General features: G+C 48.1%; 12 protein-coding genes. 6 read left to right on the top strand and 6 right to left on the bottom strand.

Annotation, left to right across the window (positions count from 1 at the left end; all coding sequences use genetic code 11):
* Positions 1–10: 10 nt before the first annotated feature.
* The 6 genes from ABZR88_RS02210 to ABZR88_RS02185 all read right to left on the bottom strand — a co-directional run bounded on the left by ABZR88_RS02210 (position 11) and on the right by ABZR88_RS02185 (position 7949).
* Positions 11–697: a hypothetical protein gene (locus ABZR88_RS02210; RefSeq protein WP_107829025.1), complete on the bottom strand. Its 687-nt coding sequence runs from the start codon at positions 695–697 to the stop codon at positions 11–13.
* Positions 698–701: 4 nt separating this feature from the next.
* On the bottom strand, positions 702–1733 hold the full coding sequence (locus tag ABZR88_RS02205; RefSeq protein WP_107829026.1) for a hypothetical protein: 1032 nt from the start codon (positions 1731–1733) through the stop codon (positions 702–704).
* A 1124-nt stretch (positions 1734–2857) separates the two neighbouring features.
* Entirely contained in the window at positions 2858–4315 is a 1458-nt protein-coding gene (locus tag ABZR88_RS02200) for an acetylxylan esterase (RefSeq protein ID WP_107829027.1), read from the bottom strand.
* A 19-nt stretch (positions 4316–4334) separates the two neighbouring features.
* Entirely contained in the window at positions 4335–5972 is a 1638-nt protein-coding gene (locus ABZR88_RS02195) for a glycoside hydrolase family 28 protein (protein ID WP_107829028.1), read from the bottom strand.
* Positions 5973–5981: 9 nt separating this feature from the next.
* A complete protein-coding gene (locus tag ABZR88_RS02190; RefSeq protein ID WP_107829029.1) occupies positions 5982–6956 on the bottom strand; it encodes a pectinesterase family protein in 975 nt (324 codons plus the stop codon).
* 6 nt (positions 6957–6962) lie between these two features.
* Positions 6963–7949 carry a pectinesterase family protein gene (locus ABZR88_RS02185; protein WP_107829030.1) on the bottom strand — a complete coding sequence of 329 codons (987 nt, stop codon included), beginning with the start codon at positions 7947–7949 and terminating at the stop codon, positions 6963–6965.
* Positions 7950–8256: 307 nt separating this feature from the next.
* Between ABZR88_RS02185 and ABZR88_RS02180 the strand changes: the two genes are divergently transcribed.
* The 6 genes from ABZR88_RS02180 (at position 8257) to ABZR88_RS02155 (ending at position 20784) form a co-directional block, all read left to right on the top strand.
* Positions 8257–12657: a two-component regulator propeller domain-containing protein gene (locus ABZR88_RS02180; protein ID WP_107829031.1), complete on the top strand. Its 4401-nt coding sequence runs from the start codon at positions 8257–8259 to the stop codon at positions 12655–12657.
* Positions 12658–12839: 182 nt separating this feature from the next.
* Entirely contained in the window at positions 12840–16097 is a 3258-nt protein-coding gene (locus ABZR88_RS02175; protein WP_107829032.1) for a TonB-dependent receptor, read from the top strand.
* Between the two features lie 13 nt (positions 16098–16110).
* Positions 16111–17994: a RagB/SusD family nutrient uptake outer membrane protein gene (locus ABZR88_RS02170; protein ID WP_107829033.1), complete on the top strand. Its 1884-nt coding sequence runs from the start codon at positions 16111–16113 to the stop codon at positions 17992–17994.
* A gap of 92 nt (positions 17995–18086) precedes the next feature.
* Positions 18087–18860 (top strand): rhamnogalacturonan acetylesterase, encoded by a 774-nt coding sequence (locus tag ABZR88_RS02165; RefSeq protein ID WP_107829034.1) that lies wholly within the window; start codon positions 18087–18089, stop codon positions 18858–18860.
* Between the two features lie 9 nt (positions 18861–18869).
* A complete protein-coding gene (locus ABZR88_RS02160; protein WP_107829035.1) occupies positions 18870–19646 on the top strand; it encodes a rhamnogalacturonan acetylesterase in 777 nt (258 codons plus the stop codon).
* Between the two features lie 157 nt (positions 19647–19803).
* Positions 19804–20784: an alpha/beta hydrolase gene (locus ABZR88_RS02155; protein ID WP_107829036.1), complete on the top strand. Its 981-nt coding sequence runs from the start codon at positions 19804–19806 to the stop codon at positions 20782–20784.
* The last annotated feature ends 89 nt before the right edge of the window (positions 20785–20873 follow it).

The raw sequence follows: 20873 nt of genomic DNA, 5'->3' as shown, positions 1-20873 counted from the left end.
ATAATCTGGATTAAAATGTTTCCTGAGGATAATCCGTCGCGGGCTTGACGACGCAGGTTTCGGGAATGCCCTGGGCGCTAAAACTGTTGTTGATCGCCTGCTGCATCTGGTTGAAGGGCAGGCCGATCACTTTTTTCAGTTCCTTATAGAAGACACTGTTATCATCATAAAGCGCGGGGGCATTCCGCGCGGAGGCTGCGATAACGGTATGATAGGCTGTAGCTTCCAGGAACTCATCAATGAGTCCGTAAGCATAGCAGCAGTCAAATATGGTAATGAGGTGGCCCTGAGGCACCTTTTCATGAAAGGCTTCTACCAGCTGATGGTAATCGGCGGCGCTGATAAAGTTGCCGATCGGCGGAAAACTACCGCGGGTGAGTCCGTTATAATAAGTCACGGCATAGGTGAGCGGGACGCTGTTCGGATCGGGATAATACTTGGAGGCATGCCCGGTAAAATAGAACAGCATGCGGGCATCCGGTGTCGTACAGGCTTTCACCATCTCGAGGAACTTCAACTTGATGTTCTCCGCACCTGCGGTCGGATCGAACAGCGGCGTGCTGCAGACCCATTGTCTGGCGGTCAGATCGGTGGCCAGCGACAGGACATTATTATACACAAAAGGCAGGGCGGATAATCCCGTCGGAAAGTCGGCATAGAACTTTCCCAGTCCGACCATCATCGATTTTTTTTCCATATCCTTAACTGATGTAAGCGTTGATCTGATTAATGTCCCCGGTCAGGTCGTCGATGAGTGACTGGGTGTCGTTGATATCTTGGTTAATGGCGGCCACGGAGCGCTGATCCACTACGGAATCTTTTCCGGGCTGGGTCACCTTCATGATACCGGTCAGGATGGTCCTTTTCTTTTCGAGCTGATCTTTCTGGAAGACCAGTTGCTGTTGTTTGTCCGTCCGGACATCGGCGAGTTTGAAAGAAGGAACGAGCTTCTTACCGACATAGACGCCCTGGCTCATGCCCATCAGGACCACAAAGGACCAGGGCAGGTAAGGTACATAAGGGAGCTCGGCATGGGGTCGCACCTGTCCGTTGTATTCGTTGTAAAAGTGGTTGAGGAGATCGTCGATGCCATCCTTGTGGTGCACAAAGACGGCCTGGTTGAAATAGAAGGCTTTGCTCAGAAACACGACCATGGCCAGCAGCGTCCAGATCAGCATCTGGCAACGGGTAAAGTCCAGTCCGTTTTCCCCGTTCAAAATATCCTTGAGGCTGGGTCTGACGACACCGGTGGCCGGCACATTCGGGTTGACATCTCCGTTTTTGACGGTAATGGATTTGACCGCGATCGTACTGCCCAGGCTCAGTCCGAGCAGCCAGATCTCCGATTCGGAGAAGAGCGGTTCGTACATTTTAAAGGTAAGGTCCTTATTGCAGCAAAGACAGATAATAAGCGCGATCTGGCAGGACATGATGAGCACCGCCCAGGCGACGGCCTGGAGCCGCGAAAGGCTATAGGTGCCGCTGTCCCCGATCAGAAAATTAAGGACGCCTTTTTTAAAGGTGGTAAAGCCGAAAATGACCGTGACCAGGTAAAATAGTAAGATGGTCATGCCGAGGGAAAGGAGGATCAGATCCAGCCCCCAAAAGAGGCCGACCGATCTATCGGTGAGATCCATTCTTTTCAGCCGGTAAAAGCCGAAGGACAGTGCCGCCAGCACGATCAGATTCAGAACCAGAACGCGGGGTTGCCGCTTTGCAGTGATAAGGCCCATAAGTTGCAGTTTAGGTGTAAGAACCGGCGGTCAGGCTAAAGCGCCGGTTCGCCAATTCTGGTTCAATATAATAATTTAAATACTGACTGTCAATAAGTTACTGAAATTAAACCTGGAGATAAATACTTTTAAGAACCCTGCTGACTGGTTTAATTTGCAGGAAAGAAAACCAACATTATTTGATATTGAGTCCAGCTACAGGTATTCCGGCTGACCGCTGACACGTGCGGCATTGGCCATTGGTATATACCAGCCTTTGGTAACCTCCTCAAGAAACCCGTTTTTAACGAGACGCAGTCTGACTTTATCGTTACTGATGTCATCAGTGTGAATGGCTACCTTGCCTGTATATCCTGCAGTGCCTTCAGTTCTTCTAACGCCTGTGCTAATCTTTCCTGAGGTGACTTATTATTTAACTTTAGATGTTTATATGGATAACTAATCCGTGCAGCAATACCATTAAATAAACATGCAATTCATGCATACATTCATTATTAGCTATTCCGTCGCAACAACGCGCAGTTGCACATACAAGTTCAAGTATAATAGCACGAACAAACACAGCAACTTTAAAAGCAACAATCGTGTACAGTTGCACGGATAAATAAATGTACAAGTACACGGATATATAAACGTACAGTTACACGGATATACAGAAGAAAAATATAGAACGAACTTCTCGAACACCAGTAACAACAGAAATAAAATTACATGGAAGACCAGGAGAAAGAATAATAAAGAATCAACAACAGGAAGATTAGAACTTTTCAGGTTTCTTTATCATTAGATATAACAGGGTATTGCCCTCGTCCGAAAAATAAGCGAGTATGATTCGTAATGAAAAAACTGTTACTGATCTGTAACTTTGACACCATTAACTAACTGAAGATCAGCATTGTTTATTTTCCAGCAGCAAACATGCTAGAAAAAACTTATTAACATATTGATTATCAACAAAATAATGCTTATCTTATTTTTTGTTACTATTTTGTAACTAAAACCTCATAACTTACTGATAATCAGTACCACATTGCTTTCTGTATCGGCAAATAATATCAACTAACAGCTCCTTATAAAAAAGCCGCTTAAACATCTTTAAGCGGCTTTTTTTATGAATCAAAGTCCTATTTCTCACCATCTCCGCCCTCGCGCCAGGAGTCACGTTTGTTGGTTTCAACAAAATATTTCTTTCTGAACTCGGCCGAACGGATGGCAATTTGTTTAACTGCTCCGGGGGTAAAACCATGAGCAGAGAACGGCTCTACATACATTTCTTTGGGCGAGGTAATAAGTTTAAACATGGCGTAAGTGCCACTTGGTGGTACGGTTTTGTCGTTAAAGCCTTGTGCCAGAAAAACCGGTGCTTTTATAAACCGGGCGAAGTTACAGTTATCATAGTACGCTGATACCTTGATGGCATCCTGCAAATATTCAGGCTTTTCTACTGCGTCTAATACCCTTGGCCATCCGGCTTCTCTGCCGGGCTGGCGGATGGCGGCGGTATGATCGCACAATACAGGGCATTGTACTTCGATGTATTTGATGCGCTGGTCAAGGCCTGCAATAGCCAGCGTCAGGCCCCCGCCCTGGCTGCCACCGGCGACCATCAGTTTATTGACATCTGCATTGGGTTCTGCGCAGGCAATGTCAAGGGTGCGCCACAGGCCAAGGATAACCGATCTGTAGTAGTATTTCTCGCGGTCCTGGATATCAAACATTTCATAGCGTTGCTTACGCCCATTGATCATTCTGAAATAATTCGGGATAACTTTTTCATAGCTCTCTATCGGCTGATTGATCGGGAAATCATGCACGCTCAATTCGATGGATATGGTATTAGGCGCCGTACTGATATGCACATGCCTTTTATAAACACCAGCCCCCGGAATGCGCATACTCACAATATATTTTCCGGGCTTTTTGGGCTGGGTCATCACGAAATAGAACCGCTTGCCTTCGACATTCTGAAAATCGATGTACTCATATTTAAAATTGGGATCTGGTCCGTCAAACTCAACGCGATTCAAATTCATTGGGATAGCATCAAGGCCCGCCTTCTCCTTCTTCCAAAATGCCATAAAGTCTGACGGAAAGGTTTGGCTCGCATTGATCTTTTCGGGATCAAATGCCGCGGTAGCATAATTGGTATCGCTATAACCATTCTGCTCAGCGGTGATGTATAGTCTGATGAAACCGGGCGTGGTAGTTGTCGTCAGATATTCAGTTTTACCGGCAACAACGGATAAATCACCCTCCTTAATAGTTTTTGAATCTTCATCGGTTAATCGAAACTGGCATTTTCCGTTAAAAGCCGTACTATCTGCGTTTTTTATGGAGATCAAAAAGTGAACGTTTTCCCCAGTTTTATAAATAGCGTCTTTTTTATCAAAGGCAAATACAATTACGGGAGCGGGCTTTTTATCAACCTTTGCAGGCGCACCTTCACTTGTGTATTCGTGGTTCATTTGCATGGCACGCTGCCGATCTATCACAATTCTGGGCTTGGGTGTTTGCGCCTGACTGATGTTTAAACTTAAACAGCCGACTGTTATTAATCTCCAAAGAGTCACTCGCTTTTTCATTACTTTCAGATAAAATCCTCTATTTAATCACCACACCATCTTTCTTGGCGCCGTCGCCGGCTTCAACCGGTGCGCTTATCCCTTCCATTCGGGTATTGGCCACGCTTATACCACTGCTCTTCTCTCCTTTCAGACTGATAAATGTGTGGATGTTATCGCCAAACTCCATGTGATCTATCTTGAGGTTTGAAGTATTATTCAGGCTGAACAATGTTTTTTCGGGAGATAAAACTTTCACATTCTTAAGACTGATATCTGCGGCCTGCGACATATCAACCGGCTTATCTGCCGAGATAATCATGTTTTCAAAATACAGCTTGCTTACCGGCATTTCTGGCAGGCCAACAATAGAGATAGCGTTGTGGGCGCCGCTACAGTACACGTTGCTGATATGAAAATCCTGAAAACGCGGGGTCTTGGCGTTCACCTCAAAAGTTTTGCCGCTATCGCCACCAGGGCCGTCATCTTCGTAATAAGTACTAAAGAGCACAGCCTCGTTCAAGATGTTGTGCATGTAGATGTTATCGATATAAATATCGTGCACCAATCCGCCTCTGCCTCTTGAACTTTTAATACGGATGCCTACATCAGTATTAACATAATTACAGTTGGTTACATAAACATTTTGCATGCCGCCGTCGGTATTGCTGCCTACCACAAAGCCACCGTGAGCGTGGTACACCACACAATCGGCAATGATGATATTTTTCAGTGCAGCTTCGCCGTCTTTAGGCGTTCCGCTTGATTTCATGCAGATGCCATCATCGCCGGCGTGTACGGTACAGTTAAACACTATGGCATTTTTACAACTCGATAGATCTATCGCGTCGCCATTCTGTGCCCAGTATTCGTTAAAGATGGTCACATTGCGAATAATCATATCGGTACAGTTCTTAGGGTTCAGCGCAAATTGCGGTGAGTTCTTGAACGTCGGTCCGTCAAACAATACGTTTTTACTATTAGTGATAGATACCATAGTTGGGCGCAGGAAATCGCGGGCGGGCAGATAGTCCTGCGGGGTCAGGTTGGCTTTGCCTTTCAGTGTTTTCAGGTAGGCTTCGCCGTCCATAGCTTCCTGGGTAGGCCAAAGCATGCTACCGTCTTTACTTACCACATGGCCATGCTTCTGCATGTCAGCCCAAAGCGAGGGCGATGCTTTTGTTTTTTTGAGCGGTCGCCAGGTATCGCCGCCGCCGTCAAATACACCATCGCCGGTCACGGCTACGTTTTCCAGTTTGTTGCCACTCAGCAGTGTTTTGGTTTTGCCCTCAACGATGGGGTAGATCGAATGGTCTGTGCTGAAGGTGATGAGCGCGCCACGTTCGGCATGCAGATTCACATTGCTTTTCAGCTCGATTGGTCCGGTAAGCCACAAACCTGAGGGGATGAGCACCGTGCCGCCGCCAGCCGCATTACAAGCGCTGATGGCTTTTTCAAAAGCTGATGTATTGAGCGTCTGCCCATCGCCAACGGCGCCGTAGTCTTTAATATTAAACACCTTACCGGCAAACGTTGGTGCGGTGATGGCAGGCATCTTGAAAGGCGCGTGCGCTATGTAATAGTCTATCGTATGTGCGGGCGTTTGCGCCTGCATTTTACCGGCGGCCAGGCAAAGGCCCAGCAAAAATGCAGCACGGGTGTATTTATTCATCTTCATTATTAGGGGTTATTTAATTTGCTTAAGCGGGTTCCAGTTATCTTTTCCTGCCAATACATTTTTTACAGTGTAAGTCTTGGCTTCCTCATCGGTTAATTGGTGCGCCCATTTTACGCGGCCTTCGGGATTAGCGCCCGGACCGTAATCTTTGTACTCGCTGTATCGTGCTGTTTTATAGCTTTCGGTATTGTTCCAGTTGGCAAAGCCTTCGGGCATAATGTGGGCACCAATTTCGCAATGCAGATAAGCCACGCAGGCATAAGGGCGCCATGGGCGACCCAATGACACCCTATGCAATGAAGTGTCTTTTGCAGTCAGCTTACACTCGTTAAACACATAGCCAAAAGGATGGCTCTGCGGTGTTGATGCCGCAGTAACGTGCGAGTTCTTTTTACTCTCGATATGGCATTGCTCAAACCATGCCGTGGCTGCGCCAAAAATAAAATCGGTAGTACCTTCAATGTAGCAATGGGTAAAATATTGCCTGCTGCGCTCGCTATTCAGGAAAAGGATATCCTGGTTACCTATAAACTGGCAATCGCTGAAAACCATCCGGTCGCCGCGGCTCTGAACAGCTACGGCCTGCCCGGCAGAAAAACCGGCATCGTTACGGAAAGTGATCTTCTCGGCCGTGAAGTCATCCCCGGCAATTAAAAAGCTTTCTGAGTTTTGGGTATTAACAGGTCTGCCCTGGGCATTGGTCATTCCGGGATGATCCTCATACGTCAGTATCACGCCTTCTTTAGATTGCCCCACCATGTGCACAAAATTTTTACCGCTGTCCAGGCGCAGTTTCTCATGATAGGTGCCATTTTTAATGTAGATATTAAACGGTGCTTTATTGTTCATGGGTACCAGATCTAATGCTGCCTGAACGGTTTTCACATCGCCGCTGCCATCAGCAGCTACGGTAACTTTTTTGCTTTGGGCAAAGCTGCCAACGGCTATGGTACAGGCAGCTAAAAGGGCTATAAAATGCTTCATAAGGGTTTAAAAGTTAGGTTTCCAGTCACCAAGAATAAGGTCTTTTTTATATTGTTTGGCTTCGTCGTCTGTTAGTTGGTGCGACCATTTTACGCGCTCTGCGGGCTTGTAACCCGGACCCGTATTTTTGTACTCGGCATAGTAGGCTGTTTTCTCGTTTTCAGCATTACGCCAGTTGTCCCAGCCATCGCCGCTAATCACGTTGCCTAAATTGCAGTACAGGTAAGCCACTTTGGCATTAGGGCGCCAGGGCCTGCCCAGCGCATAGGTATTTTCTTGCGCATCGCCATCAATTTTGCAGTGCATAAAAACGTAGCCGTAGCGGGTAGTGTCCAGGGTTGATGCAGCCGTTATGTACAGGCCGCCTTTTTTACAAAAGATGTGGCAATCTTCAAACAGCGCGGTAGCTGCACCGAAAATAAAATCGACCGCACCGTCTATATAGCAGTTCTTGTAGTACTGGCGGCTACCCAGTCCGTGGGTATAAATGGTATCCTGAAAACCCAGGAAACGGCAGTTATAAAAGCCGGCTTTATCCCCCTTAACATAAATAGCCAGTGCCTGCCCTTTCGGCCCGGCAGAGTTTTCAAAAGTGATGTTCTTGGCGGTGAAGTTGTTGCCATAAACATAAAAACTGGCCGTGCGCGATGTGCCTAACTGTTTACCGGCAGAGTCTAGCCGCAAGGCATAATTATCATAGGTAATAACGGTATGTAGAGCATCTTCGCCAATCATGGTTACGTTGTTTTTATTGGCCTCTAATACTACGCGTTCTTTGTAAATGCCGGGTTTAACCAATATCTGGGTTTCGGTGGCGGAGTTGTCGGGTACTGCGTTAAGGGCTTCTTGTACGGTTTTATAATCGCCGCTGCCATCCTGGGCCACCACAATTTTGCTTTTGGCTATGGCCGTTTGTGCCAGGCCAATTATCAGCCCAAAACAAACAGCAAACAGCCACTTGCCACACTTAATAAATTGCTTACAATTACTCATTGGTTTTATGGTTTATACTTTCAAGAATACTAATCGCAACACGGCCAATGCCGATGAATTGCCGATGGTTGGTTATGCTTTATAATTGGCTAATGATGCAGCCGTCCTGGTCTGCCGTTGTACAGCACAAACCTAAGCGGTCTATTTATTCTTGAGGTAAGTAATTTGGTCAAAAAGGTCCAAAAATTACCTATTCATCGCCTTTGTAACATTAAAATTATACTTCGTACAACTCTGGTAAATACGTTGTTAATCTGGCTGCTTATTGGTAAAAGCATTTATATTTGGTCCTGTCTTTTATAAACCAATGTTAAGGCCTGCTAAAGTTATTCACGGTCTATTATTATGTCTATTGTTTTGGGTGCCGGTTTATGCGCAGCTCAAATGCAAGATTGTGCATTACTCTGCCGAAGACGGGCTTTCGCACAACCGTATCAACTGCATGCTCAAAGACCGCGATGGCTTTATGTGGTTTGGCACCTGGAACGGATTGAACAGGTTTGACGGACATAACTTCATTGTCTACAAATCAAGACCTGGCGACACCTCCAGCCTGCAGAACGACCGCATCCAGGAAATGGTGGAAGACAAACAGGGCTACCTGTGGCTACGGCCCTATGATAATCGCATCTACCGTTTTGATAAAGCCAAAGAACAGTTTCTGGCGATAGATATTAAAAAGCCGGGAACCAACGTTGCTGTTTCTTTTAGCAGGATTTTCCTCAGTCATACCGGGCAGATCTGGCTAACCACTGCCGACAACGGCATCTATCTTATCCCCGATCCTGACGCTCCTCATCCTCATTATATCTGGTTCGCTACAACTTCAGCGCCAGCCTATCGCTTGCCATCAAACGAGATGACCTATTTTTATGAGGACCACGATGCCAATGTTTGGCTGAGTACTACCGCCGGGGTATGCTGCCTGCGCAGAAACGGGCAAAAAGTTGAGGTGGACGCCACACTACACGGTCCGCCGGGACAAACTATAACTGCCATAGCAGGCACGCAATATAAAACCTGGATGGCATCGGCCACGGGCGATCTTTTTTGCCTTGATAAAACAACCAAGTTGTTTACCCGAGTAAAGGCAGCTAAATCATCTGTAAACCGGATTTTTGAAGCACAGCACAACAACAACATTTACCTGACAACTCAAAGCGGCGAACTGGTGGCTGTTGATCGCAACACCATGCAAGTGAGCAGTTTTAAAAGCCCCAGACCAGGCTCACTACGTGCCATGTATGAAGACCGGAGGGGCCTGCTGTGGATAGCACCCGAAAACAAAGGCATCTTAAAGTTCGATCCCGCAAAGCGTGCCTTTAAATATTTTGAGCAGGTTATTGATGCCGATTATAAAAATGCCTCCCACTTTTTCAGGCTAACCGAGGATAAAAACGGATTGCTGTGGGTGAGCATGGAAAACGGCGGCTTTGGCTATTACAACGCCGAAAAAGACAGCGTTGAATATTTTTACAACAAGCCGGGCACCAGCGACAAGCGTTTTTCAAACATTGTAATTTGTGCGTACGCAGACCCATCGGGCATCCTGTGGTTTAGTCCGGATGATAAGGGGTTGGATAAGGTGGTGGTAGAACCCGATAACTTTCGTCATCAACTGGTGGCGCCACATAGTACCATCCGGTGGGATAACGAGATCAGGGGCATTGGTAGCGATCGGCTCGGCCGGGTGTGGGCGGCGTCAAGATCGGGCAGTCTATTTGTCTATAAATCGGGCATTGAGCAAAAAATCACTTACAATAATTTACCGGCTGATGGTCTGGGAGTGATCTACAAAATTATTCAAGACACGCAGGGCAACATGTGGTTGGGCACCAAAGGCAAAGGTCTTTATAAAGCCGAACCGGTTGATGCCGGCCAAACCACGTATAGATTAACCCACTTTGAACAGGATAAAAATGATCCGTACAGCCTGAACAGTAATATCATTTATGATGTATTTGAAGACAGCGCCAAAAGGATTTGGGTAGCCACCTATGAGAATGGCCTGAACTTGTTGGTTACCCGTAACGGAAAGCCAGTTTTTTTGAATGATGCCAACACGTTTAAAAACTATCCAAGATCAACCTTTAGAAAAATACGGCACCTGCAGGAAGACCGCGCCGGGCGGCTATGGATTGCAACTACCGATGGCCTGCTGGTTACCCAGCCCATCCCTAAAGCATTAGATCAACTGCGGTTTACTGCCTACACCAGGGTGCCCGGTAATTTGGAGAGCCTGGGCAATAACGATGTGCAATACATTTACCAAGCCAAAAGCGGCCGCATGTGGATTGCCACCGCCGGCGGCGGATTGAATGAGGCCATTGGCGATGATCCATCAAAATCATTAAAATTCAAGATATTCATAACGGCCAGCGGCTTGTCTAACGATTATGTTTTGAGCTGTATTGAAGATCAGCAAAGTCGCCTGTGGCTGGCTACCGAAAATGGCCTGAGCTGCTTTACCCCATCCACCGGCAAGTTTAAAAACTATGACTCGGTTGACGGGCTTCCGGGTTCGGGTTTTTCCGAAGCTTCTGTTACCCTGCTGGCTAACGGGTGGTTGGCTTTTGGCTGCATTAACGGGTTTACTTATTTTAACCCTGTGCAGCTGGCGGCGCCAAAAATTGCTGCCAAAATGGTGTTTACCAACTTACAGGTAAACAATGCTGATATTGCCGCGGGCGATGCTACCCATATCCTTCAAAACAATATTAATGAAACCAGCAGCATCAACCTAAAGTATAACCAGAACATTGTTGGCCTTGATTTTGCCACGCTGGATTTCCGCTCTAATGACCGGCTGGAATATGCGTATCGCCTGCGCAATTTTGACGATAGCTGGCACATTAACAAAGGCCTGCGCCGGGTGGTTTACACCAACTTGCCACCGGGCAATTATGAGCTGGAGGTCAAATGCGTAAACACGGGTTTGTATACCACAGAGCCTTACAAAAGCTTGTCCATCCACATTACCCCACCCTGGTGGAAAACTTGGTGGGCTTATCTTTGCTACCTCATCATCCTGATCATAGCGGGCGAGATAGCACGCCGTATTGCCTTTACCATGTTGCGCCTGCGCCAACGGGTAGCTGTAGAGAAAAAACTGGCCGACCTGAAGATGAACTTCTTCACCAATGTTTCGCACGAGTTGCGCACCCCGTTGACGCTCATCCTCAACCCTATCGAGGAAATTTTTAAGAAAGAGCGATTATCTAACGAGGCATCGGCCCACATCCAGGTGGTGCGCAAAAATGCGCGGCGCATGGTTTACTTTATTAACCAGCTGCTTGACCTGCGCAAGGTACAGAGCGGCAAGGCCGTGCTGCATATCTCGCAAGTGGATATCAAGGCCTTTGTAAAAAAGATAAGCGAATATTTTAATGATGCCGCCGCCGAGAAACGCATCAACCTGCAAGTCATTGCTGATGACGACCTGCAGCGCGCCTGGATAGATGCCGATAAGCTGGATATAGTGATCTACAACCTGCTGTCTAACGCGTTTAAGTTTAGTCCGCCGGATAAAACCATTACCGTTCGCATCAGCGGGCAACCCGATGGACAGTTAGCTATTGCCGTTACAGATGAAGGCAAAGGCGTTCCGGAAGATCAGCTGAAGGATATTTTTGAACTATATTATGAAGGTCAGCATACCGATAGCAAGCACGCCAAAGGCACAGGTATTGGCCTGGCGTTGTGTAAAGAGTTTGTAGAACTGCATCATGGACAAATTGCCGCACACAACAACGCCCTTGGTGGATTGACCGTCACCATCACCTTATTACAGGGCAGCGCCCATTTTGATGCAGACAAAGTAATTTTTGCCGATGAACCTGAGTTTTCAGAGCCCCGCCATGAGTTGACTGCCGATATCAGTACGCAACTGCCTGCTCCGGCGCCAGACACCTCAGGCGATAAGCCATTGGTGCTGCTGGTAGAAGACCATCAGGAATTACGCTCATTCCTGAGTTTTCAATTGGCCGAGTTTTACCGGGTGGCAGTAGCCGTTAACGGTCTTGATGGGTTGACCAAAGCCAAAACGCTTTTACCCGACCTGATCCTAAGCGACGTGATGATGCCCGAGATGGACGGCATTACCATGCTGGATAAGTTGAAGAACGATATGCAGACCAGCCACATCCCGGTGGTTATTCTATCGGCCAAGTTTTCTATAGAAAGCCAGATTGAGGGTTTGAAATACGGGGCCGATTATTACATCACCAAGCCTTTCCATAACGATTTTTTGATGGTGGCTATTGATAACCTGATCAAACAGCGCAGGCAGCTATTTAAACAGTTGGTTACCGGCGAAAAGACGCAGGTTGATTTGTCGCCCAGCGAGATTACCATTACCACGCAGGATCAGCAGTTTCTTAAAAAGATCATCCAGGTGGTAGAGGAAGGCATGACCGACCCTGACTTTAACATTGATAACGTGGCCGATTCCATGAACATGGGTCGCTCCACCTTCTACCGCAAATTTAAAAGCCTGACCGGCCAGCCGCCGGTAGAGTTTGTGCGCGAAATGCGACTGAAACGCGCCGGCCAACTCATGGATGCCGGCGAACATAACATTGCCGAAATTGCCTATTCGGTAGGTTTTAACAACGCAAAATACTTCAGCACCTGCTTTAAAGATTACTACCAGCTTACGCCTTCAGATTACCTCAAAAAAAGTCAGGAAGCGCGCTCTACGCAGCTGTAGGCCGTTTTTGCCTGAATTTTAAACCCATTTGCCCGAATTTTAAACCCTCCCGGCAGCCCTTCCTGTCTATGTTTGTTTCGTGCTCATTTCTCTAAGAAGCACGGTAACCAATTATTTATAACCTGTCCTGCATTGATTGATCAAAGGGTCAATTGTGTACGGATCAAAATCCAAGTACAATTATGAAAAAAGTTTTACTACAACTTTTCATGCTGTTCTTTCTATGCTCAGCATGGGCGCAAACCAAAACAGTTGGCGGTAAAGTAACCGACGAAACCGGCCAGCCGCTGCCCAGTGCCAGCGTAAAAGTTAAAGGGACCCCCATTGCCACCTCCACTGGGGGTGATGGTACCTATCACCTGTCGGTTCCCGGCACACATTCGGTGCTGGTGTTTTCATTTGTGGGCTACAAAGCCAAAGAAGTAGCCGTTGGCAGCCAGAGCCAAATCAATATTAGCCTGCAGCCCGATGCTACCCTGCTTAATGAGGTGGTGGCCATTGGTTACCAAACCGTGCGTCGCCGGGACCTGGTTGGTGCGGTATCATCTGTAACCGATAAAGACCTGCGTGATAACCCTACCCTCTCAGCCGCCGAAGCCCTGCAAGGCAAGCTGGCCGGTGTGCAGGTTACCGTGGCCGACGGTCAGCCGGGTGCACCTGCTGATATCTACATCCGCGGCCGTACTTCAATTACCCAAAGCGGTAGTCCCCTTTATATTGTTGACGGGGTACAGGTAGATAACGCGCTGAGCGTACTCTCACCGCAAGACATAGCCAGCATTGACGTTCTGAAAGATGCTGCATCAACCTCTATTTATGGTGCGCGTGGATCTAACGGTGTGGTAATTATCACCACCAAAGGCGGTAAAAACACCAACGGCAAAACTTCTGTAAACTACAACAACAGCTTTGCCATACAGAAACTGCCCAAAGAGCTAGACATGATGAAACCGTTTGACTTTGTGGAGTACCAGTATGAGCGCTCAAAGTTTACTAACGATACCACGTTCATTACCCGCTTTGTACACAACAGCGACCCATACAGCAAGGTGCTGAGTTACCAGAACACCCCGTTTGTAGATTGGCAGAAGGTGATGTTCGGTCGTAATGCCTTACAACAAACGCACAACATAAGCGTAAACGGCGGTACCGAGCAAACCCAGTACAATTTAAGTGGTACCTATAACGATCAGCAGGGTATTTTACAATACACCGAATATAAAAGGGGCATCATCAACTTCAGGTTTGACCATCAGGCCAGCCAAAAGCTAAAAATTGGTTTTAACGTACGCTACAATAACAACGTGCTTGACGGCCAGGGCACTACCGATGCCGGCGGCGCCGGCACCAACAACCTGCGCCAGATTGTGCGTTATGTGCCTATTCAGCAAGACGGCCAATCGCTTGATTATTATGATGCAGCCGAAGCTACCGCTACCGCAGGTAATGGCCTGTCGCTCATCAACCCACTGAAGGAGTTGCAGCAGCAGTACCGCAAAAAATCAAACAACGTGCTTGATCTTAATGCGTACCTCAATTTCAACATCATCAAAAACGTAACTATCCGCTCCGTTGCGGCTATTGACTATAACAACACCAACAGCCGTTCTTTTGATGATACCGTTACTTATAACGCGCGTACTACCGGCGGTAAGCAACCATTAATTCTGGTGGCTAACAACAACATCCGCACCATCAACAACTCCAATACCATTGATTATAACAATCAATCCATCTTTGGCTCTAAACATGGTATTGACCTGTTGGTAGGTAGCGAGTTATACCAAACCTACACCTGGACCAATGGTCTTGACCTGCGCAACTTCCCTATCGGCACCTCGCCAGACCAGGCTTTTGCCAATTACAGCCTTGCCCAAACCGTGCAGCCGCCAACGGTGTCAGAAGTACCTATTCATAACTTCTCGCTCTTCTCCCGCGCCAGCTACAATTATGCGGGCAAATATTTGGCCACCTTCAACTTACGGGCTGATGGCAGCTCGGTGTTTGGGCCATTGCATAAATGGGGCTACTTCCCATCGGCCTCGGCTGCATGGCGCATCTCGGACGAGAACTTTATGAAATCGCAGAACCTGGTATCAGACCTGAAACTGCGCGTCAGCTACGGCTCTGTGGGTAACAACCGTATTTCGCCCTACTCATTCGGCAATTTCTTTGCTCCGGGTCGCTCTTATTATTTAAATGACTTGTTCATCTTTGGCGCTTCAACCGCGGGCCTGGGTAATCCAAACCTGCAGTGGGAGTCGCAGATCTCGCGCAATATTGGTGTGGACGCAGCCTTCTTTAAAGGCAGGTTACAGTTAACGGTAGATGTTTACCGCAACAGCACCAGCAACCTGTTGCTCAATAACGTTATCCCGGTTAACTCTGGTTACGGCAGCCAGTTCCAGAACGTGGGCGCTACCCAGAACACCGGTATGGAGATTCAGCTGAATGGTACCATTATGCAGCGTAAAGATTTCCGCTGGACAGGCTCGTTCAACATCTCATGGAACAAAAACATCATTAAAAGCCTGGGCTCTCAGCAATCATTCACCGTTAACTCTGGTTACTTCAACACTTCACAACAACCGGCAGATTACCTGGTTAAAGTGGGTGATGAGGTGGGCACCTTCTACGGTTTAATTAACGATGGCTACTACAAAGTATCAGACTTTGATGCCCAACCATACAGTAACCCTACCTATCCTTTTGCTACCACCAAATACACGCTTAAAGCGGGCGTACCGGTTTCTGGCATCACTTCAACCACCATCCAGCCGGGCACCCAGAAATTTGTGGATGTAAACGGCGACGGCAAGATCACTACTGCAGACTTTACTGTTATTGGTCATGCCCTGCCACGTGCCATTGGCGGTTTCGGGCAAAACTTTTCATGGAAAGGTTTTGATGCCAGTGTATTCTTTAACTTCTCTTATGGTGGCAAAGTGGCCAACTACAACAAACTGGAGTTCACCAGCACCTACTCTAACGGCGCCAACCTGCTATCAATCTTCAACGATCGTTACCGTACGGTTAACCCTGCCACCGGCGCACAGGTACAATACGCCAGCGCAACTACCGGCGCCATTGGTGCATCGCCAGATGTTTTGCAGGCGCTCAACGCCAACGCCAAATACTGGATTCCGGTACAAGGCATTGAGTGGGATAACAACCAAACCTTCGCGCTGGAGAATGGCTCGTTCCTGCGTATCAACACCATTACGCTGGGCTATACGCTGCCATCGCGCATCAGCAAAAAGTTTGCGGTATCTAACCTGCGTGTGTTTGTTACCGGCAACAACATTGCCACCATTACAGGTTACTCAGGTTATGATCCTGACGTAAGCACCAGGCGTTCTTCGCCGGTTACTGCCGGGGCAGATTACTCTGCCTTCCCTCGCTCGCGCATGTATGTGGCTGGTATAAATGTTTCATTCTAATTAAGGTATCATCATGAAAAATAGCATATATCGTCAACTTACCCGGGCTGCCATCGCTGCTGTTATTGCGGCAACCGGGCTCACCTCCTGCAAAAAGTACCTGTCGCCAGACCCGGTATCTTCTTTCAGTCAGGATTATGTTTTCAGCAACTTGCCTTATGCCAAGGCAGCCGTAATTGGCGTTTACAATAACCTTTCGGGCCAGAACTCTTACGGTCTTTATTTTAGCGGATACTATCCGTATGACTCTGACGAGATGATGGGCGCCAGCGGTACTGCCGATGGCGAGCGCCGCGATTTGGCCCACTACAACATCCTGAGCACTAACGGTGGCATTGCATCGGCCTTTGCCAACCAATACTCGGGCATTGAGCGTGCGAATATCTGTATTGAGCAATTGCCGAAAATGTCGCTCAACAACACCGGTACCACCCAGGAAAAAGGCGAGCTGAAACGATTACTGGGCGAAGCGCTCACCCTACGTGCCCAGTTTTATTTTGACCTGGTTAAAATCTGGGGTGATGTGCCTGCACAGTGGACACCATCGGCAGAGCAATCTAACTTGTTCTTACCAAAAACAGATCGTGATACAATCTATAACCACATCCTGAGCGATCTGAAAACCGCCGAAGACCTAGTGCCATGGCGCACCGAGATAGGCGCTTTAGGCGATGGTGCCGATGAGCGTATTACCAAAGGCGCCGTTAAAGCGCTGCGCGCCAGGATAGCACTATTCCGTGGCGGCTACTCTCTGCGCCGTGCCACCAACCAAATGGAGCGCCGCCCTGATTACCTGACTTACTACAAAATAGCGCGCGACGAGTGTGCCGATATTATGGCCCGTCGCGATCAGCATACTTTGAACCCAAGCTATAAGGCCTTGTGGCAAACCTATGTATGCGGCCGTAACGCTAACGAGCCTAATGGCGAGTTTCTCTTCCAGATTGCCGAAGGTGGTAACACCGGTAGCACAGACGGACGTATAGGTATTTACAACGGTACCCGCTTTGCCGGCGCGGGCGGTGGCTCATTGTCGGTACTGCCCAATTATTATTATTATTTTGACTCGACCGATGTGCGCCGTGATGTAACCGCCGCTCCGTATGAAATAAAAACCGACGGTAAGAGCGTGCAGGCACACAACATTAACGTGGTATATGACGGCAAGTTCCGCCGCGATTGGTGGTCAAATCCGGTTAACCCTACCTTGGCTACCCTTAACTCGGGCATCAACTGGATCCTGATCCGTTTCTCTGACGTGCTGCTGATGTATGCCGAAGCCGATAACGAGCTGAACAACGGCGCCTCTGCCGCGGATGTGGCCGCAGTTGCCGAGGTAGATAAACGCGGTCACGGCGGTAACGCGGCGCTGGTGCCAACCATCCCGACGGATCACGATGGCTTCTTCAAATTCCTGGTGAAAGAGCGTTACCTGGAGTTTGGCAACGAAGGCATCAGGAAATATGATCTGATCCGCTGGAATTTACTGACCACTGCCATTAACGAAACAAAAAACAACCTGGCCAACTTTGGTGCAACCACCCAGTTACCAATGGCTGCACCAAGCTATATGGCGCCGCCGCCAAGCTATTCGATGACCGGCACCCTGCCTACCTCATTGTATTACTGGACCACGCTGCCAACCGTATTCAACGGCAGTAACCTCAATACTTATGATGACTCGCGCATGTTTGCCAACTCGGTTTATAAACCAGCGCCAACTGCCACACCGGCCAACACCGCAAAGGTAAGCTGGATTAGTTATAGCGGTATCAACTCTACGTTTACCACCGTATTTGCCAGCTCGTTTAAAACCAACCATAGCGAGCTTTACCCAATCTACATTAACCAGATCAACGCCAGTGGAGGCGTGCTGACACAAGATTACGGTTACTAACCGTATGTAACATCTTAGCCGGAGATCATTAACTGATCTCCGGCTTTTTTTACATTTACGCTACCAATTACAATACCCCTTTTATATTAAAAATGAGAGATAAAAAACGACTTCCCTTTGTGGTGGCAACTGCGCTCATTGCCTCGCTTTCTGCGGCATTTACCTTGCAGCCGGGCAAAATTACGGTTTACCTGGCCGGCGACTCAACCATGGCTAACAAAGCCATCAGCGCACGGCCCGAGACCGGCTGGGGCATGCCTTTCAATGCTTTTTTTGACACCACAGTACGCGTAGATAACAAGGCAAAGAACGGCCGCAGCACCAAATCATTTATTGACGAAGGCATCTGGAAATCTATCACAGACAGCCTGCACACCGGCGACTATGTGCTGATTCAATTCGGCCATAACGATGAAGTACCTACCAAAACCACCTACACGCCCAAAGCCGATTATCAGGCCAACCTGGAACGCATGATTAAAGAAACTCGCGACAAAGGCGCCAACCCGATATTGATTACTCCCGTGGCCCGCCGTTCTTTCGATGGTACGGGCAACGTGAAAGACACGCACGAGGAATATGCAGCCATTGTGCGCCAGGTGGCATCAGCCCAACAGGTTCCGCTGATTGATCTGGATAAGGAGAGCATGGAGCTAATCCAGAAATTTGGGCCCGATGATTCTAAAATGTTATTCAACTACGTAAAGCCGGGTGAAAACCCAAACTACCCGAACGGACAATCAGACAATACCCATTTCAGCGAACTGGGTGCCCGAAAAATGGCCGAAATTGTATTGAAAGACATCAAAACACTAAATCTTGAACTGGCCAGCCGCATTGTAGTATCACACCTTGGCATTAAATAAAATACCCCAATGAAAAAATATCGTTTTGGCCTTTTGGCCGCCACAGGTTTACTGGCGTTGCTGGCCTTCAGCCTTCCCCCGCGCAAAACCAAGATCTATATGATTGGCGACTCTACCATGTGCCTGTACGGCACGCGCCAGTTCCCAATAACCGGCTGGGGGATGCCGTTTGCCGATTATTTTGATCCAACCGTAACCATAGACAACCGGGCCAAAGGCGGCCGGAGCACCCGCACTTTTTTAGAAGAAAACCGCTGGCAACCCATTGCAGACAGCCTGCAACCCGGCGACTATGTGATTATGCAATTTGGTCACAACGATGAAGCCAAAGAGCCACAATTTGCCGCCCGCTACACCCCGGTGCCCGACTATAAAACCAACCTCATCAAATTCATTACCGAGTCACGCCAGAAAAATGCGATCCCTATTCTGGTAACCCCGGTGAGCCGCCGTAATTTTGATAAGGATGGTAATGCCAAAGAAACACACGTAGAATATACGCAAGCCGTATTTGATGTAGGCAAACAATATCAGGTACCCGTTATTGATCTGGACGCCAAAAGCCGCGCCCTGTACCAGCAATTAGGACCGGACAGATCTAAACTGCTGTTTATGGAACTGGACTCCGCAGAGCATCCCAACTATCCGGTTGGCCGCCATGACAACACCCATTTTAATGAGTACGGTGCCCGCTTAATGGCGGAGATTGTATTGAACGAGATTAAAGCACAGCACCTGGCACTGGCTGATAAGATTGTGCATAAGGATGCAGCACTTACTAAGTAGCGCAGATCGAATCACAAAACAACCCTGACGTCATTGCGAGGAACGAAGCAATCTCTGTAAAGGACAGTCGGACATGCATATCCGATTAGCATCCGCAGAGATTGCTTCATTCCTCGCAATGACGTTTTTGTAGTATTATTTCACCATATTTAAACCTATGAGAAAGCTGATTAACTGCCTGCTACTATTGGTGCTATGCACCGGCGCTGCATTGGCCCAGCCTGCCGCCAGGATTACCAACGTGCCCGATACCTCTTACACCACCTATAGCGATTTTCAGAAAAACCTGAAGGTCTATCCGTTCATCAAAATGGTGCCCGATAGCCCGACAACAAGCGTCAAAGAAAGCCGCAACCTGGTGTATTGTCAAATAGGCAACCGGGCTTTACACATCGATGCCTTCATCCCTGCCAAATCAAAACTGAAAGCCGTGCCTGCCATTATTATGGTGCATGGCGGTGGCTGGCGCTCGGGCAACCGTACCCAGCATATCCCACTGGCGCAGCATCTGGCAGCGCTGGGTTATGCTTGTTTTACGGTAGAGTATCGTCTCTCCACCGAAGCCATATATCCGGCTCCTTTAAATGATATTAAATCGGCCATTAAATGGGTACGCGCTCAGGGTAAAAAGTTTAAGGTAGATACCAACAAGATGGCGGTACTGGGTTTCTCAGCAGGCGGGCAAATTGCGGCGCTGGTGGGCGTTACCTCAGGCACGAACGTGTTCCCCGGCAATAATTGCAACCAGTCACACTCCAGCGATGTGCAGGCGGTGATTGATATTGACGGCACGCTTTCATTTGTATCTCCCGACGCGCAGGAAACCAAGAACCTTCAAACCGTAAGCTACTCGGCCTGGTGGATAGGCTACCCGCGCACCGAGCGTTTAGATTTATGGGCACAGGCCAGTCCGCTAACTTATACCGATCAAAACAAGGTGCCTTTCCTGTTCCTCAACAGCAATCTGGAACGCATGCACGCCGGTCGCGACGTATTTAAAAAGGCGATGGATGAGAAACATATTTATACAGAGATCGTCAACTTTAAAGATACGCCACACTCCTTCTGTTTGTACCGTCCATGGTTTGATGATGTGGTGACGGACATTAATTCTTTTATGCATAAGGCTTTTAAATGAGCTGCAACCGGCAATAAAAAGCGCGGGAAACGCGCGATTTCCTCCCCTGGGAGTGTGTAGGGAGGGGTTTAACAAAGCGACTAAACCCC

This window comes from Mucilaginibacter yixingensis, from assembly GCF_041080815.1.
Taxonomy (GTDB): domain Bacteria; phylum Bacteroidota; class Bacteroidia; order Sphingobacteriales; family Sphingobacteriaceae; genus Mucilaginibacter; species Mucilaginibacter yixingensis.
Note: the sequence above shows the minus strand (reverse complement) of the source record. Positions and strands in the feature narration are given on the sequence as shown.

What these genes read in the sequence shown, in the direction of transcription:
- ABZR88_RS02210 (WP_107829025.1), bottom strand. Translation starts at nt 697, where the DNA reads ATGGAAAAAAAATCGATGATGGTCGGACTGGGAAAGTTCTATGCCGAC.
- ABZR88_RS02205 (WP_107829026.1), bottom strand. Translation starts at nt 1,733, where the DNA reads ATGGGCCTTATCACTGCAAAGCGGCAACCCCGCGTTCTGGTTCTGAAT.
- ABZR88_RS02200 (WP_107829027.1), bottom strand. Translation starts at nt 4,315, where the DNA reads ATGAAAAAGCGAGTGACTCTTTGGAGATTAATAACAGTCGGCTGTTTA.
- ABZR88_RS02195 (WP_107829028.1), bottom strand. Translation starts at nt 5,972, where the DNA reads ATGAAGATGAATAAATACACCCGTGCTGCATTTTTGCTGGGCCTTTGC.
- ABZR88_RS02190 (WP_107829029.1), bottom strand. Translation starts at nt 6,956, where the DNA reads ATGAAGCATTTTATAGCCCTTTTAGCTGCCTGTACCATAGCCGTTGGC.
- ABZR88_RS02185 (WP_107829030.1), bottom strand. Translation starts at nt 7,949, where the DNA reads ATGAGTAATTGTAAGCAATTTATTAAGTGTGGCAAGTGGCTGTTTGCT.
- ABZR88_RS02180 (WP_107829031.1), top strand. Translation starts at nt 8,257, where the DNA reads ATGTTAAGGCCTGCTAAAGTTATTCACGGTCTATTATTATGTCTATTG.
- ABZR88_RS02175 (WP_107829032.1), top strand. Translation starts at nt 12,840, where the DNA reads ATGAAAAAAGTTTTACTACAACTTTTCATGCTGTTCTTTCTATGCTCA.
- ABZR88_RS02170 (WP_107829033.1), top strand. Translation starts at nt 16,111, where the DNA reads ATGAAAAATAGCATATATCGTCAACTTACCCGGGCTGCCATCGCTGCT.
- ABZR88_RS02165 (WP_107829034.1), top strand. Translation starts at nt 18,087, where the DNA reads ATGAGAGATAAAAAACGACTTCCCTTTGTGGTGGCAACTGCGCTCATT.
- ABZR88_RS02160 (WP_107829035.1), top strand. Translation starts at nt 18,870, where the DNA reads ATGAAAAAATATCGTTTTGGCCTTTTGGCCGCCACAGGTTTACTGGCG.
- ABZR88_RS02155 (WP_107829036.1), top strand. Translation starts at nt 19,804, where the DNA reads ATGAGAAAGCTGATTAACTGCCTGCTACTATTGGTGCTATGCACCGGC.